The 15,409-nt window shown below is 72.7% G+C and carries 14 protein-coding genes; 9 read left to right on the forward strand and 5 right to left on the reverse strand.

All coding sequences use genetic code 11. The features are described from left to right. Positions 1–66: 66 nt before the first annotated feature. Positions 67–1,317: an ROK family transcriptional regulator gene (locus tag OHU35_RS33845; protein ID WP_359888190.1), complete on the reverse strand. Its 1,251-nt coding sequence runs from the start codon at positions 1,315–1,317 to the stop codon at positions 67–69. A gap of 208 nt (positions 1,318–1,525) precedes the next feature. Then, positions 1,526–2,215, reverse strand: a complete 690-nt coding sequence (locus tag OHU35_RS33850; RefSeq protein WP_229872756.1) for an ANTAR domain-containing protein — start codon at positions 2,213–2,215, stop codon at positions 1,526–1,528. 190 nt (positions 2,216–2,405) lie between these two features. Here OHU35_RS33850 and OHU35_RS33855 point away from each other — a divergent pair, with 190 nt between their 5' ends. After that, on the forward strand, positions 2,406–2,750 hold the full coding sequence (locus tag OHU35_RS33855) for a MarR family transcriptional regulator (protein WP_189721419.1): 345 nt from the start codon (positions 2,406–2,408) through the stop codon (positions 2,748–2,750). Positions 2,751–2,783: 33 nt separating this feature from the next. Here the strand turns inward: OHU35_RS33855 and OHU35_RS33860 are convergent, their stop codons facing one another. Beyond that, positions 2,784–4,040: a D-arabinono-1,4-lactone oxidase gene (locus OHU35_RS33860; RefSeq protein ID WP_359888183.1), complete on the reverse strand. Its 1,257-nt coding sequence runs from the start codon at positions 4,038–4,040 to the stop codon at positions 2,784–2,786. Positions 4,041–4,212: 172 nt separating this feature from the next. Between OHU35_RS33860 and OHU35_RS33865 the strand changes: the two genes are divergently transcribed. Then, a complete protein-coding gene (locus OHU35_RS33865) occupies positions 4,213–5,220 on the forward strand; it encodes a hydroxyacid dehydrogenase (RefSeq protein WP_405508032.1) in 1,008 nt (335 codons plus the stop codon). 752 nt (positions 5,221–5,972) lie between these two features. Here OHU35_RS33865 and OHU35_RS33870 read toward each other — a convergent pair. Next, entirely contained in the window at positions 5,973–6,116 is a 144-nt protein-coding gene (locus OHU35_RS33870) for a hypothetical protein (RefSeq protein ID WP_405508034.1), read from the reverse strand. A 47-nt stretch (positions 6,117–6,163) separates the two neighbouring features. Here OHU35_RS33870 and OHU35_RS33875 point away from each other — a divergent pair, with 47 nt between their 5' ends. The 6 genes from OHU35_RS33875 to OHU35_RS33900 all read left to right on the forward strand — a co-directional run bounded on the left by OHU35_RS33875 (position 6,164) and on the right by OHU35_RS33900 (position 13,058). Beyond that, positions 6,164–7,489, forward strand: a complete 1,326-nt coding sequence (locus OHU35_RS33875) for a radical SAM protein (RefSeq protein ID WP_189721416.1) — start codon at positions 6,164–6,166, stop codon at positions 7,487–7,489. A 232-nt stretch (positions 7,490–7,721) separates the two neighbouring features. Then, positions 7,722–9,224: a cellulose-binding domain-containing protein gene (locus OHU35_RS33880; protein ID WP_189721415.1), complete on the forward strand. Its 1,503-nt coding sequence runs from the start codon at positions 7,722–7,724 to the stop codon at positions 9,222–9,224. Positions 9,225–9,428: 204 nt separating this feature from the next. Continuing rightward, positions 9,429–10,535 (forward strand): ribosome small subunit-dependent GTPase A, encoded by a 1,107-nt coding sequence (gene rsgA, locus OHU35_RS33885; protein ID WP_405508037.1) that lies wholly within the window; start codon positions 9,429–9,431, stop codon positions 10,533–10,535. A 77-nt stretch (positions 10,536–10,612) separates the two neighbouring features. After that, positions 10,613–11,050, forward strand: a complete 438-nt coding sequence (locus tag OHU35_RS33890) for a hypothetical protein (protein ID WP_359888176.1) — start codon at positions 10,613–10,615, stop codon at positions 11,048–11,050. A 107-nt stretch (positions 11,051–11,157) separates the two neighbouring features. Continuing rightward, on the forward strand, positions 11,158–12,573 hold the full coding sequence (locus tag OHU35_RS33895) for a DNA-3-methyladenine glycosylase 2 family protein (RefSeq protein WP_405508038.1): 1,416 nt from the start codon (positions 11,158–11,160) through the stop codon (positions 12,571–12,573). Further along, positions 12,573–13,058 carry a methylated-DNA--[protein]-cysteine S-methyltransferase gene (locus tag OHU35_RS33900; RefSeq protein WP_189721411.1) on the forward strand — a complete coding sequence of 162 codons (486 nt, stop codon included), beginning with the start codon at positions 12,573–12,575 and terminating at the stop codon, positions 13,056–13,058. Before OHU35_RS33895 ends, OHU35_RS33900 begins: the two co-directional genes overlap by 1 nt. A gap of 29 nt (positions 13,059–13,087) precedes the next feature. On the opposite strand, the gene OHU35_RS33905 is transcribed toward OHU35_RS33900, so the two are convergent. Beyond that, the gene (locus OHU35_RS33905) at positions 13,088–13,570 is read right to left on the reverse strand and encodes a DUF456 domain-containing protein (protein ID WP_189721410.1); all 483 of its coding nucleotides are present in this window, start codon (positions 13,568–13,570) and stop codon (positions 13,088–13,090) included. Positions 13,571–13,780: 210 nt separating this feature from the next. Between OHU35_RS33905 and OHU35_RS33910 the strand changes: the two genes are divergently transcribed. Further along, a complete protein-coding gene (locus OHU35_RS33910; RefSeq protein ID WP_267943164.1) occupies positions 13,781–15,373 on the forward strand; it encodes a protein phosphatase 2C domain-containing protein in 1,593 nt (530 codons plus the stop codon). Positions 15,374–15,409 lie beyond the last annotated feature (36 nt).

The raw sequence follows: 15,409 nt of genomic DNA on the forward strand, positions 1-15,409 counted from the left end.
TTCGAAGCGTTGTGTCCGGTTCGCGATTTCGAACATGCGGGGGGAGCGGAGGAGTTGCTTCCGCCGCTACGAGGGTGGTGCGGCGGCGGTTCGGCTCCTCACGGTGGCGGTGCGTTTGCCGTTCTTCTGCCCGACGGCCTGAAGCGCGCCCTCCAGCGCGAACGTCGCCGCGCCCAGGCACACCGGGTCGGTGGGGATCGGGGAGAGGACGATCTCGGTGGCGGCCAGCGGCCGCGGCAGCGCGTGCCGGGTCACGGCCTCGCGCACCTCGTGCAGCAGCGGTTCGCCCAGGGTGCGGGCGACCCAGCTGCTCAGCACGACGATCTCGGGGTTGAACAGGTTCACCAGGTCCGCGACGCCGGCGCCCAGATAGCGGGCGGTCTCGTGGACGGCCCGGCGTGCCACCGGGTCGTCCGCCGCGATCCCGCGGGCCAGCGCGTCGATGGTCGCCGTCTGGTCGTCCGCGTGCAGCAGCGCGCTGTCGGGGCCGATCTCCCGCAGGTTCAGCATGATGCCGCGCGCGCCGACGTACGTCTCCACACAGCCGTGGTTGCCGCAGCGGCACAGCCGTCCGTCCAGCACCATCGTGGTGTGGCCCCACTCGCCGGCGCTGTTGCTCACGCCACGGTGCAGCCCGCCGCCCAGGACGAGCCCGGCGCCCACCCCGGTCCCGAGGTTGACCACCACGGCGGTCCCGGCCCCGCGCGCGGCCCCGAACCACAGCTCGGCGACCGCGCTGGCGCGCAGCGGGTTGTCCAGGTACAGCGGGTAGGCGATGTGCTCGGTGAGCAGGTCGAGCAGCGGTACGTCGTGCCAGTCCCAGTTGGGCGCGTACTCCGCGATGCCGGTGGCGCGGTCCACCTGCCCCGGCACGCTCACCCCGACCCCGAGCACCCGGGCGCCCTCGATGCCGGCCTGGGTGACCACCGAGCCGACGGCGGTGGCCACATGGCCGACCACCTGCTCGGGCAGGCTCTCACTCGCGCGGACGTCCTCCTCGGCACGGGCCAGGACGTTCAGCCCCAGGTCGAACAGCTCGACATGGACGTAGGTCTCGGCGATGTCGACGCCGATCAGAGCGCCGCCCGAGGCGTTGACCGCCACCAGGCCCCGGGGGCGGCCGCCGGCCGAGTCCTCGAAGCCGACCTCCGTGATCATGCGGAGGTCGAGCAGCTCGCCCACGAGCGTGGCCACCGTGGCGAGGCTGAGGCCGGTGGCGGCCGCCAGCTCCTGCCGGGAGGTGGGTGACTCCGCGATGATCTGGCGCAGCACCTCGTAGCGGTTCGCGGTGCGGATGTCGCGTGATGTGCGCTTCACCGGAGTGCCCCATTCCTTCCCGGACCGGCCCTGGCCGGGTTCGACGTCGGCACCGGCGCGGCGCAAGGCTATGGGCTGGCGGGACTTTCGACAAGGGGTTTGGAAAGGGGCTTTATAAAGTGCGCTTCCTGGTGGGGCGGGTGGTGCCCGTCCATGGCCCGTTCATGATGCCTCAAGGGGCGGGCGGGGTGCGTCGCGGGAGGGGGTGTCAGTCCCCGTGCTCGACGGTTCCGCTCGCGGGGCACACCGCCGTGGCGCTCCGGGTGCTCGCGACCGCGGCCGCCAGGTGCCGCTGCACGTGCTCCGGCAGTGGGGTGCCGTGGGCGGTGCCCACCAACTCCTCGGCCAGATGGCGCAGCTTGGTGTTGGTGTTCTGGGAGGTCCGGACCAGCACGCTCCAGGCCGCCTCGGGGCTCAGGCCGAAGGAGGCCATCAGGATGCCGCGGGCCAGATCGATGGTCGGCCGGGTCTGCATCGCCCGTCGCAACTGGGCGACTTCGGTCCGCAGGGCCTGGTCGGCGTCGGTCTGAGGGGAGCCGGCGCGGGCGGGCGGGGGGACGGCGTTCGTCAACAGCTCCCGGGTGCCGGTCAGGTCGAGGACCCGCTCGACCGAGCGGCCACTGGAGCGGACGGCGACCGTCTTGTCCAGGTCGAGGGCGCGCATGCGCAGATCCAGCAGCACGTTGAGGCCCGAGCAGTCGCAGAAGCCGACCGCGTCCAGGCGCAGGTCGATGCCGCTGCCCGACAGCGCGAGGATGTCGTACAGGTCCGGCAGGAGCCGTCGGCTTCCCAGGTCCAGTTCCCCCCACAGGGTCACGGTCATCCGGTCGCCGTCCGGTGCGACGTCCATGGTCGCCATGCACGGCGGGATCGCCGCCGGCGCGTTGTCGCCCGCCATGGATGTGGCGCCCTCCGGCGTGTGAGGCCGCGCAGAGTACGCAGGCTCCGGCATGGCCCTCTTCTCCCTTTGTGCGTTCGCCTGCCTCCGTGATTCCAGCGTTGCCTCTCTACCCCACACACGTCAACCGATACATGAAACAAAGTACGTGTTTTTGAGTGCGTGAACCCCTGTTCGCTAGAGTTGGGGCATGGATGGAGTGCCCGAGTCACACACCGGATGGACGTTCATCACCAACCACGCCCGGGTGCTGGCGGCCATCGCCGACAATCACAGCGCCCGTATCCGCGACATCGCCGCCCACTGCCGGCTCACGGAACGCGCTGTGCAGAAGATCATCGCCGACCTGGAGCAGGACGGATATCTCTCCCACACCAAAGAGGGCCGCACCAACACGTACCGGATCGACCCGGGCAAGGTGCTGCGCCACCCCGCCGAGGCCGGTCTGACCGTGGCATCACTGCTCTCCCTGCTCGTCCAGGCCGAGGCCGACCGCGTCACGGCCCCGGGCGGCAGGTCGCACGCCGCGACCTGACCTGCCGGCGGTCCGCCCCGGGGCCCACCGGCCCTACGCCCGCGCCAGCACCTCCCGCACGAAGGCGTTGGCGAACTTCCCCTCCGGGTCCAGCTCCCGCGTCAGCGCGCGGAAGTCGTCCAGCCGCGGATACAGACCGCCCAGGAGGGACGCGGGCACGGTGAACACCTTCCCCCAGTGCGGCCGCGCCCCGAAGGGCTCCAGCGCCTCCTCGACCCGCCGCACCACCGGCAGCACCGCCCGCGTGTCCTCGATCCAGGTGAAATGCGCCGCGACGGTGTCCCGGCCGTGGGACGGGCTCAGCCACTGGTCGTCACCGGCGACCGTGCGCACCTCGCAGGTCTGCAGCACCGGGGCGACCGTCTCCCGGATCGCGTCGAGCGCGTGCAGCATCTCGACGGCGTGCCCGCGCGGCAGCAGGTACTCCGACTGCAACTCCGCCCCGCTGCTCGGGACGAACTCCGCCCGGAAGTGCGGCAGTCGCTCGTGCCAGGGCCCCGGCACACCGAACTGCTCGGTGCAGTTCACCGCGGGCATGCCCGGCACCGGGTGCATCTTCTCGGTGGCGGGAGCCGCCCAGGGGAAGGCCGGCAGGGCCTGGTCGGTGCGCCGCTTCAGCCACACCTGCCGGAAGCCCGGCGCACGCCAGTCTGTGAACAGGCTGACGCTGTACCCCGTCGCCATCACCGTCTCGAACGTCCCCGAGTCCAGTCCCTCCAGGGGCAGTTCGGTGAAGACGTGCTGTTCCACCTCGAAGGCCGGTTCCAGGTCGAGGGTGAGTGCGGTGACGGCACCGAGCGCGCCGAGCGAGGTGACGGCCCCGCCGAACCGCTCCTCGTCCCGTCCTGTCGTCACCGTCGAGCCGTCCGCCGTGACCAGCTCCACCTCGCGCACGACCGTCGAGAGCGGGCCGTTGAGGACGCCCGAACCGTGGGTGCCGGTCGCGACCGACCCGGCCACCGAGATGTGCGGCAGGGACGCCATGTTGTGCAGTGCCAGACCCTGTCCGTGCAGCCGGCGGGCCAGCTCCGCGTAGCGCACGCCGCCGCCGACGCGGACCGTACGGGCCGCGGTGTCGACGTCCACCTCCGGCGGCAGGCCGGCCAGCGACAGCAGGACGCCCTCGGCGCCCGGCTCGGCGATCCCGTTGAACGAGTGTCCGCTGCCCAGCACCCGCACCCGGTCGCTGTCCGCGACCAGCGCGCGCAGTGCGGTGAGCGAGCCCGGCCGGTGCAGCTCCTTGGCCGCGTAGGTGATGTTGCCCGCCCAGTTGGTCACGGTCCCGTTCATCCACGTCGTCCTTCCCCGAGGCTGTGGGGGCTGGCAAGCCCCCCGCCGGAACCTACCCCGGCCCGATGTCCATTGCCGCTGCCGCCCGGCCCGCCTACCGTGGAGAGGTTGTAGAGAGCGGTTTCTATCCCCTCAGCTCTCCCGTGTGCCGCCGAGCCGGAAGGTCACCTCCTTGAGCCAGCGCCCCCAGGCACTGTTCGCCATGGCCGCCGAGAACGTGCCGCAGGTCTTCCCGCCCGAGGTGCTGGCGCGGCTGCGGGAGTCCCTGGACATCGATCCCGCCCTCGTGGCGCAGGACTTCACCGACCCGCGCGTGCGCGAGGCGCTGGGCCGGACCGAGATCCTGGTGACCGGCTGGGGCTGCCCCCGGCTCGACGAGACGGTCCTCGACGCGGCTCCCCGGCTGCGCGCCGTGCTGCACTCGGCCGGCTCGGTGAAGTCCTTCGCCACCCCCGGGATCTGGCGGCGCGGCATCGCCGTCTCCTCGGCCGCCGTCGCCAACGCGCTGCCGGTCGCCGAGTACACCCTCGCCATGATTCTGCTCGCCGGGAAGGACGTCCTCGCCGCGCGCGACCGGATGCGCACGTCCCGCACCTCCTCCGGCTGGGGCATCGTCCCCGGCATCGGCAACTACGGCCGCCGCGTCGGCGTCATCGGCGCCTCCCGCATCGGCCGCCGCGTCCTCGAGCTGCTCCGCCCCTTCGATCTGCGGCCCGCCCTCACCGACCCGTACGTCGACGAGGCGGAGGCCGCCGTGCTGGGCGTCCCCCTGTTGTCGCTGGACGACCTGCTGCGCACCTCCGACATCGTCACCGTCCACGCCCCCGAGACACCCGAGACCCACCATCTGATCGGCCGCCGCGAGTTGGCCCTGATGCCCGACGGGGCGGTGCTCGTCAACACCGCGCGCGGCGCGCTGGTCGACCACGACGCCCTCGTGGCGGAACTGCGCGCCGGGCGCCTGACCGCGATCCTCGACGTCACCGACCCCGAGCCGCTCCCCGCCGACTCGCCCCTCTACGACCTGCCCGGCGCCTTCGTCACCCCACACCTCGCGGGCTCCCAGGGCAACGAGCTGGCCCGCCTCGGCCGAACGGTCGCCGAGGAGGCGGAGCGCCTGCTGGCCGGAGGGAAACCGGCCTACGCGGTCGACCTGGCGGCACTGGAACGCGAGGCCTGAGGACGCGCTGACCGTCAGAGGCATCCATCCGGCCCGGATCGCCTGCCGTCGCCTGCCGGCCGCCGAGGCTGGCCGTCGTGCGCTTGCCCGCTGCGGGCCCCGATGGGCCGGGGGTGCGTGGCCCTTCGGTCCTCGCCGATGTGACCGTCCGGGGGGGGGCAGGCCCGGTGCCCCGTCGCGGCCGCCGTTGGGGCTGGGCGTGGCGCTGCCGCCGGTCCGAGGGGGAGGTCGCGCGCGGGCGGGGCCGGTCCCCGTGCCGGCGGTGCTGTCGCGGCGGTCGGGTGCTCACCGGCAGTTCCCCGCCGGTGGCATCTTGCCGATGGGCTGGGCGGCGGTCTGCAGGCAGTGGCGGGCGGCGTGTGCCCCGTGGGCTGGGCGCTGGCCGTTACTCCGGGTGGGGACCCGGTGTCGCCACCGGGTGGGCAGGCCCGCTGCCCCGTCGCGGCCGCCGTTGGGGCTGGGCGTGGCGCTGCCGCCGGTCCGAGGGGGCCGCGCGGGCGGGGCCGGTCCCCGTGCCGGCGGTGCTGTCGCGGCGGTCGGGTGCTCACCGGCTGCTCCCCGCCGGTGGCATCTTGCCGATGGGCTGGGCGGCGGTCTGCAGGCAGTGGCGGGCGGCGTGTGCCCCGTGGGCTGGGCGCTGCCCGTTTCTCCAGGGGGCCAGGGGGCCCGGAGTCCCCCCACCGGCCCGTCACGGCCGCCGTCGGGTGGGCGTGGCACTGCCGTCGGCCGGTGACGCGTCGGTGGCGTCCTCTTCAGCGGTTGCTGGCCGGCGGGCTGTCGCCGATCGGCCGGGCGGCGGTCCGCAGGCGGCAGTCGGCGGCAGTCGGCGGCGCGTGTCCCGCCGGGTGGGTGCCGCCCCCGCTCCGGGGGACCCGGTACCGCTCACGCACAGCCATGGGCATACCGTGAGGAGTCGTACGTCCGAGTCGGGAGGAGAGACGGGATGAGCAGCGGCAGCCGTACCGCGCTGGTCGAGGATCTGATGGAGCGATTCCCGCACGTCCCGCGGGAGGCCGTCTTCAAGGAGGACCTGCTCCGGGGCGGAGTGGCCTTCGACCCGTCCGCGCTCAGCGACAACGAGGGCGGCGAGGTCAAGCCGAAGTCGTACTTCATCTTCTCCTTCGACCACGGCACCCTGCCCGAGCTGGGCGAGGCCGCGCTGCGCCGCCCACCCGAGGAGATCATCCTCACCGGCGGCCCGTACGACCTGCGACGGACCGTCGTCTCGGTCCGTGTGAACCCCTCCTCGCCCTACCGCGTCGCCGCGAACGAGGACGGCGTGCTCGGCCTCTACCTCGACGGCAAGCGGATCTCCGACGTCGGCGTGCCGCCGATGCCCGAGTACTACCGGCACACCCTCGCCAACGGGAAGTCGGTCATGGAGGTCGCCCCGACCATCCAGTGGGGCTACCTGATCTACCTGACCGCGTTCCGCGTCTGCCAGTACTTCGGCGCCAAGGAGGAGTGCCAGTACTGCGACATCAACCACAACTGGCGCCAGCACAAGGCGGCGGGTCGCCCGTACACGGGCGTGAAGGACGTCGACGAAGTCCTCGAGGCGCTCGAGATCATCGACAGGTACGACACCGCGAAGGTGTCCACCGCGTACACGCTCACCGGTGGCGCGATCACGTCGAAGGTCCAGGGTCTGGACGAGGCGGACTTCTACGGGCGGTACGCCAAGGCCATCGAGGAGCACTTCCCGGGTCGCTGGATCGGCAAGGTCGTCGCACAGGCGCTGCCGAAGGACGACGTCCAGCGCTTCAAGGACTACGGCGTGCAGATCTACCACCCCAACTACGAGGTGTGGGACGAGTACCTGTTCAAGATGTACTGCCCGGGCAAGGAGCGGTACGTCGGCCGCGACGAGTGGCACAAGCGCATCCTCGACTCGGCGGACATCTTCGGTGCACGGAACGTCATCCCCAACTTCGTGGCGGGCGTGGAGATGGCCGAGCCGTTCGGCTTCACCACGGTCGACGAGGCCATCGAATCGACCACCGAGGGCCTGCGCTTCTTCATGTCCCACGGCATCACGCCCCGCTTCACCACCTGGTGCCCGGAGCCGACGACCCCGCTCGGCAAGGCCAACCCGCAGGGCGCGCCCCTGGAGTACCACATCCGCCTGCTCCAGGCGTACCGGCAGACGATGGAGGACTTCGGCCTCTCCTCGCCCCCCGGCTACGGTCCCCCCGGCGCCGGCAACGCGGTCTTCTCGGTCAGCTCCTTCATGGACAGCCTGCCCGCGGACGAGCCGGTCGAGATCTGACGCCGGGCCCGTATCCCGCTGTGCTCGATGGCGATCCGATGTGATTCGGGTCGCCATCGAGACGTTTCGGCGTTCCGTACGTACTTCCTTCCGGAGTCGGTCGCGTCAGGATTTGAATACGCGGCTTGTCAGTTGTGTCGAGAACGTGAAAAACTCGTCCCCTGCCCCGAGGTTCCCCCCAACTCCTTTGCCAACATGGTGAGTTGACCTCGCTTGTGGATGCAGGAGACTCATGCCCGACCTGCCGACCCCTCAGGACGCCTCCGAGGCCGCGCTGTTCTCCGAGTGCTGGGACGCGGTCCTCGCGTACGCCGACCTGTGCACGTCCGGCTCCACGGCCGCCGCACAGCTGGGCCGCGAGGCGTTCGCACACGGCATACGTGAGGCACGCGCCGCCGATGCCGGCCCGGTCCGCGCCTCCGGGCGCCGCCCCGCCCGGCTGCCGCGCATACCCCTGCTGCTGACCGCCGTACGCACCACGGCCGCGGCCTGGGAGGAGGCGGGGGAGGGCCACAAGCTCGACCCCGATCTGCGGCTGTGGCTCAACTCGGACAAGGCCGCCCGCTACACCGGACCGCCTCTGCAGCGCCCGCTCGCGCTGCGCGGACTGCGCGACCTGCAGCAGGCGGACGCGGAACTGCTGTGGCTGGCCGAGGTGGAGGCCCTGCCGCTGTCCCTGGTCGCCCGCCGCCTGGGCCTCGACCCGGCCACCGCAGACGACGAACTCCAGCAGGTGCGCACCCTGTTCCGGGACCGCTGCCACCGCAACCACCTCGACACGCCGATGGACGCCCGGTGCCGCAGCTACGCCCGGCTGCTGGACGCCGTCACCCGTGCCCCCGCTGCCGATGCCCCGGGCGACCTCTCCCGGCACCTCGCCACCTGCGTGCAGTGCGCCGAGGCCGCCGCCTGTCTGCGCCTGCACGGCGGAGGACTGCCCGGGGCGCTGGCCGGCGGGGTGATCGGCTGGGGCGGGCTCGCGTACCTGGAGCGCCGCCGCCGCGCCGCCGAGGTGCGGCTCGGCGCCGGCCGTCCCGGCCGGGCGGAACTGGCGAGCGGAGAACCGGAGGACGGCGCGCAGAAGGCGCGCGTCGCCCGCAACGGCCTCCTCGTCGCCGCCGTCCTGGTCTCCGTCCTGGCGCTCGGCGTCTCGATGATGCCCTTCGGTGGGGGCGACGACGACCTCGGAGCGCGCGGCGACGCCGGCCGTCAGCCGGTGGCCGACCCCGACCTGTCCGTGCCGTCCGTCCCTTCCCTGCCTCCCGCGACCTCGAAGCCGGCCGGCAAGGCCACCGAGCACACCGAGAACAGGGGGAAGTCGCAGAAGCCCGGCAAGCCGGAGAGCGGCGACAGCCGGACCGAACCGCAGGGCACCTCCTCTCCCACGGACCGCCCGGAAGACCGCGAGAGCGAGGACCCCACCTGCCGGGTGGAGTACGACCTGGTCAACCAGTGGCCCGACGGCTTCCAGGCCACCGTCACCGTCACCACCAACGAGCCCCTCGACTCCTGGCGCGTCTCCTGGTCCTTCCGGGACGGCCAGCAGGTCGGCCAGATGTGGGACGCCTCCGTCTCCCAGAACGGCTCCCGCGTCACCGCCACCGCCGCCGACTACAACAAGTCGGTCCAGGCGGGCGACGACCTGGCCTTCGGCTTCCTCGCCTCCTGGCGCGGCAAGAACTCCCCGCCGTACGACTTCGAGCTCAACGGCGAGGGCTGCGCGAAAACCGGTTGACGCGACTCCGCCGTGACGGGATACCGTGACGGCGGTTCTACGAGAAGCCGAAGAGAACCAAGAGTCCAAGGACGAGGAGGTGTTGACCGATGGCTGTCATTGCGATGAGCGCTGCCCGCATCCAGTTCATCAAGTCCACCTCCATGGCCGCCGGCTGATCCGACCGACTGTCGGGCCGGGGGCCGACCTTGGAAAGGGTCACCCTTGACCTCCAGCTCTGCTTCATCCGTTTCCTCCGCGCTCGCTCCCTACGGCTGGGACGAGGCATGGGCGGCCGAGTTCGCCCCCTACGACACCGAAGGACTGCTGCCCGGACGCGTGATCCGGGTCGACCGAGGCCAGTGCGATGTCGTCACCGCCGACGGGATCCTGCGGGCCGACACCGCGTTCGTCACGCCGCACGACCCGATGCGGGTCGTCTGCACCGGCGACTGGGTCGCCGTCGAACCCGGCGGGAACCCGCGCTACGTCCGCGCGTACCTGCCGCGCCGCACCGCGTTCGTCCGCTCCACCTCCTCCAAGCGGTCCGAGGGGCAGATCCTCGCGGCCAACGTCGACCACGCCATCGTCGCCGTGTCCCTCGCGGTCGAGCTCGACCTCGGCCGCATCGAACGGTTCCTCGCGCTCGCCTGGGAATCCGGGGCGCAGCCCGTCGTCGTCCTGTCCAAGGCCGACCTCGTGCCGGACGCCGTCACCCTCTCCCATCTCGTCCAGGACGTGGAGACCAGCGCCCCCGGCGTGCCGGTGGTGCCCGTCAGCTCGCTCGACGGGGACGGGCTCGACGTGCTCGCGGCGATCGTCGGCGGTGGTACGTCCGTGCTGCTCGGGCAGTCCGGCGCGGGCAAGTCGACCCTCGCCAACGCGCTGCTCGGCGAGGACGTCATGACCGTCCAGGCCACCCGGGACGCCGACGGCAAGGGCCGGCACACCACGACCACCCGCAACCTGCTCGCACTGCCCGGCGGCGGTGTCCTGATCGACACCCCCGGACTGCGGGGCGTCGGACTCTGGGACGCCGAGACCGGCGTCGGGCAGGTGTTCTCCGAGATCGAGGAACTGGCCGAGCGATGCCGCTTCCACGACTGCGCCCACGAGGCCGAACCGGGCTGCGCGGTGCTGGCCGCCATCGAGACCGGTGAGCTGGCGGAGCGGCGACTGGACAGCTACCGCAAGCTCCTGCGGGAGAACCAGCGCATCGTCGCCAAGACGGACGCCCGGCTCCGGGCGGAGATCCGGAAGGACTGGAAGCGGAAGGGAGCGATCGGACGGGCCGCGATGGAGGCCAAGCGCGGATCACACTGGCGTTCGTAGGCGCGCCGCCATCGGCCGGATATGATCAACGGCCGCCCGAGGGGCGGTCAGGTGTTCGTATCGAGGGGGATGGCGATATGCGTTTCAGAGCTCTGGGTGTGGCGGCGGCCGTGGCGGGGGCCCTCGCGGTCACCGCCGCGCCGGCCGGCGCCGCGCAGAACTGGCAGGCGGTGAGCACCAACTCCACCTGGCACTGCGGTGGCTACAAGACCCACAAGGTCTCCGACAACGTCAAGTTCAAGGTCTGCGCCGTCATCAACGGCAGCAGGTACGGCCAGGCCGTCCTGGTCGTGCAGAACGCGGCGAGCGTGGCGGTGTCGATCAGTGGTGCGGTGAGCAGCAACTTCGGCAGCAACGTGGACTGCGCCGGCTACACGCTCAACGCCGGCTTCACCCGAGGATGCCTCGCGCCGACCAAATACGTCGGCAACGAGTCGATCTTCGTGGTCGCCGGCCGGCTGCGGCTCAACGGTGTCGACGACTGGTACTACGACACCGAGTTCTACGTCCCCTAGAGACCGTCCGGTCTCTCAGCCGAGGTGGGCCGGGTGGCCGTCGGCACCCGGAGCGCCGTGTCCGATTTCCGCCAGCGGCAGGCCGGCCCACAGCGGAGACTGGACGGGTGAGAGACCAGGTAACGGACGAGGACACCAGGTACGAGGCCGTACGCAGCCGCGACGCCCGTTTCGACGGCGTGTTCTTCTTCGCCGTCGAGACGACCGGCATCTACTGCCGGCCGAGCTGCCCCGCGGTCACCCCGAAGCGGGCCAACGTACGGTTCTTCGCCACGGCCGCCGCCGCGCAGGGCTCGGGCTTCCGGGCCTGCCGGCGGTGCCGGCCGGACGCCGTGCCCGGCTCCGCCGAGTGGAACGTCCGCGCGGACGTCGTGGGCCGGGCCATGCGGCTGATCACCGACGGTGTGGTGGACCGGGAGGGCGTCGCCGGTCTCGCCGCACGCCTCGGCTACAGCGCACGGCAGGTGCAGCGGCAGCTCACCGCCGAGCTAGGGGCCGGGCCGGTCGCGCTCGCCCGGGCCCAGCGCGCCCACACCGCGCGGGTGCTGCTCCAGACCACCGGGCTGCCGGTCACCGAGATCGGATTCGCGTCGGGTTTCGCCAGCATCAGGCAATTCAACGACACGATCCGGGCCGTCTACGCCTCCACCCCGAGCCAGCTGCGCGCCGCCGCCGTTCCGAAGGGCGGCCGGAACCGTCGTACGGCCACCCCGAACGCCGGCATCCCGCTGCGGCTCGCCCACCGCGGCCCCTACCAGGCCGGACCCGTCTTCGACCTGCTGGAACGCGAGGCCGTACCCGGCGTCGAGGACGTGAGCGGCGCGCCCGGAGCGCGCACCTACCGGCGCACGCTCCGGCTCCCGTACGGCACCGGCATCGTCGCCGTCGACGAGCGCCCCGGCACCGCCCGGACCGGGCTCGGCGCCCACCCCGGCGGCTGGCTCGACGCCCGGCTGCACCTCACCGACCCCCGCGACCTGACCACCGCCGTCCAGCGGCTGCGGCGGCTGTTCGACCTCGACGCCGACCCCTACGCCGTCGACGAGCGCCTCGCCGCCGACCCGCGGCTCGCACCCCTGGTCGCCGCCCGGCCCGGGCTGCGCTCGCCGGGGACCGCCGACCCGGAGGAACTCGCGGTGCGCGCGCTGACCGGCCGGACCGAGGCGGAACGGCTCGTACGGCGGTACGGCAAGGCGCTCGACGCCCCCTGCGGCAGCCTCACCCACCTCTTCCCCGAGCCGGCCGTCCTCGCCGGGGCCGAGCCCGGCGGCACCCTCGGCGCGCTCACCGCCGCCCTCGCCGACCACGCCGTACGCCTCGACCCGGGCGCCGACCGGGACGACGCGCAGGACGCCCTGCGCGCCGTGCCCGGCCTGGACGCCCGCACCATCGCCGAGATCCGCACCCGCGCCCTCGGCGACCCGGACGTGGCCCCGCCCGGCCTCGACGTCCCCGACAGCTGGCGCCCCTGGCGCTCGTACGCCTTGAACCACCTGCGTGCAGCAGGGGAGTGGGAGTTGTGATGACCACGACGTACTGGACGACCGCGGAGGGCCCTCTCGGTCCGCTGCTCCTCACCGCCGCACCGACCGGCGAGCTGACCTCGCTGTCCGTGCCCGGGCAGAAGGGCGGACGCGTGGTGCTGGACGACTGGCGGCAGGACCCGGGGCCCTTCCGTGCGGCCGAGGAGCAGCTCGCCGCCTACTTCGCCGGGGAACTGAAGGAGTTCCGGCTGCCGTGGCGCACCGACGGCACGGCCTTCCGGGAGAAGGTCTGGGCCGCGCTCGACGACATCCCCTACGGCTCGACCGTGACCTACGGCGAGATCGCCGCGCGGATCGGAGCGCCCAGGGCGGCCGTACGGGCCGTCGGCGGGGCGATCGGCGCCAATCCGCTGCTGGTGGTCCGGCCGTGCCATCGGGTGATCGGCGCCGACGGCACACTGACCGGCTACGCGGGCGGCCTGGATCGCAAGGTACGGCTGCTCACGCACGAGGGTGTGCTCTAGGCCTTCGACCACAGGGCCCATGGGCGTTCTCAGCCCCAGAAGACCGCGCCGATCCAGGCCGCCGCGATCAGCTGGCAGGTGAACAGTTCGGCCAGGATGCTGGAGCCGCCCGAGCGCATCACCGTGCGCAGGGCGGCGACCGCGTCGCCATGGCGGCCGAGGCGGCGGCGTTCGCAGAGGTAGATACCGGCCAGGAATCCGGGGATGGCACCGAGCACGGGGAGCAGGACGAAGCCGAGAATGGATCCGGCTCCGGCCCAGGCCAGCATGCGGCGGTTGGTGCCGCTCGCCCGGAGCCGCCGGGGCGGCAGGGCCCAGCGCACGCCCTGGGAGACGAACATCAGGACCGTGGCACCCACCAGGGTCCACCACGCGACGGGCTGGGGATCCTTCAGCGCCCACCACATGACCGCGGCCCACACCAGCAACGACCCGGGCACCGCGGGCAGCAGCACTCCGCACAGACCGAGCAGGATGACCAGCCCGACCAGCAGGAGGTCCCACACTCCCATCTGACCAGCCTGCCGGAATCCGTGAGAAGTCGCAGGTCAGAAGCGTTGCCGTGGTCAGGACCCGCAGGTCAGCCGCCCGGGACCCGTCGTCTGCCCATATCGCATGGCCGTTCTAGGGATCACTCGAGCCGCCGTTTCACCGTGCCGTGACGGGCCGGTTTTTCCGGAAGCCCCGTTTTCATCCCGGCCGTGCGGTGGACAATCAGGGGCATGAGTCAGCAGGGGGGAAGGCCCACCGGTCATGACGACGACTGGTGGAGGCACTTGTACGACGACTCCACCGACGACACGGGCCCCACACCCGCCCCGGATTCCCTGGACGACCGCTTCGCCTCGGCGGCGGGGGCGGTAGGGGACCCGGCGGACGAGCGGCCCGCCTCCGAGCCGGTCGTCCCGGCGCCCCGGGCAGGCGCCGCCGAGGTCACGGACACGCCGCGCCGCGCGCCCTGGGAGCCGCCGTCGTCCCGGCTCACGGACCCGGTGACCTTCCCGACCGCCGCGAAGCCGCCGGGGCGGTCCGGGCAGGTACCGGATCGGCCCCCCACGGCCGACGCGACCTCACCGGCCTCGGAGGCCCCGCCGGAGCCCCCCGCGACGACGGGCCCCAGCTCGCGGACCCCCCAGGTCCCACCCCCGGCCCCTCCACCCCTCCCCACCACCCCACCCTCCTGGCCCAGCCCGGAATTCCGCCCCGCCACACCGGACACCCCGCCCCGAGCCGCCGACCCGGCGCTCGCTCCGCCTCGCCCAGCCGATCCACCGCTCCCACCGCCCCCTCCCGCCGACCCCCCGTCCGACCGACCCGCCCCCCGGATCGAGCGGCCCGCGTACTCCCCCCGGCCCCGTGGATACGTGGGGTCCCGGCCGCCCACCTACGACGCCGAGCCCGTCGCGCTTCCGGCGGCCGACCCCGATGATCTCGATGACCTGGTCGCGGACACCGTGCTCGACGGGGCCCGGTACGGGGCCTGCACGTTGCGGGCCGTGTCCCTGCGGGGGGACTCCGCGCGGTATCGAGGGGAGCCGCGCCGCGACTCGTTGCTCACCGCGCGCTTCGGCACGGGCGAGCAGGCGCTGCTGCTGGTGGCGATGGCGACCGGGGCCCGTGCCACGCCGGGGGCGCACCGGGCCGCCGCCGAGGCCTGTCACTGGATCGGGCGGGCCGTCGGGCGCAGTCATGCCCGGCTCGTGGCGGACATAAGGGACGGCCGTCGGGGCGACCTCAAGTCCGGACTGCACCGCCTCACCGACCGCAGTCTCGGCAAGCTCCGCGCCAGCGCCTCCGAACAGGGCGTCGACCCGGAGGAGTACGCCGCCGGCCTGCGCTGCCTTCTGCTGTCGGCCGATCCGGAGTGCCGTACGCGCGTCTTCTTCGGCGTCGGGCCCGGCGGGCTGTTCCGGCTGCGGGACGGTGAATGGCAGGACATCGAACCGCAGGTCGCCGAGATCAAGGGGGAGCCCGTGATGGGCTTCGGGTCGCCGCCCTCCGAGACACCCGAGGGAGATCGGTTCACCATGGACCTGGGGATTCCGACCCCGCCCAGCCCTTACGAACCGGCCCCGGAGCCACCCCGCGAACCCTTCCGCTTCCGTACGTCCATCGCCCGCCCGGGTGACACGCTCCTGCTGTGCAGCGGCGGCCTCGCCGACCCGCTGCGCGGCGAACCCGAACTGGGCGACTACCTCGCCGAGCGGTGGTCCCGCCCCGACCCGCCCGGCCTCGCCGCCTTCCTCGCGGACTCCCAGGTGCGGGTCAAGGGCTACGCGGACGACCGTACGGCCGCCGCCGTTTGGGAGGCGTGAGCGCGCACCCTGTGACTTGATGGAACCCGGAGGGAC

The organism is Streptomyces purpurascens (genome assembly GCF_045040895.1).
Taxonomy (GTDB): Bacteria; Actinomycetota; Actinomycetes; order Streptomycetales; family Streptomycetaceae; genus Streptomyces; species Streptomyces purpurascens.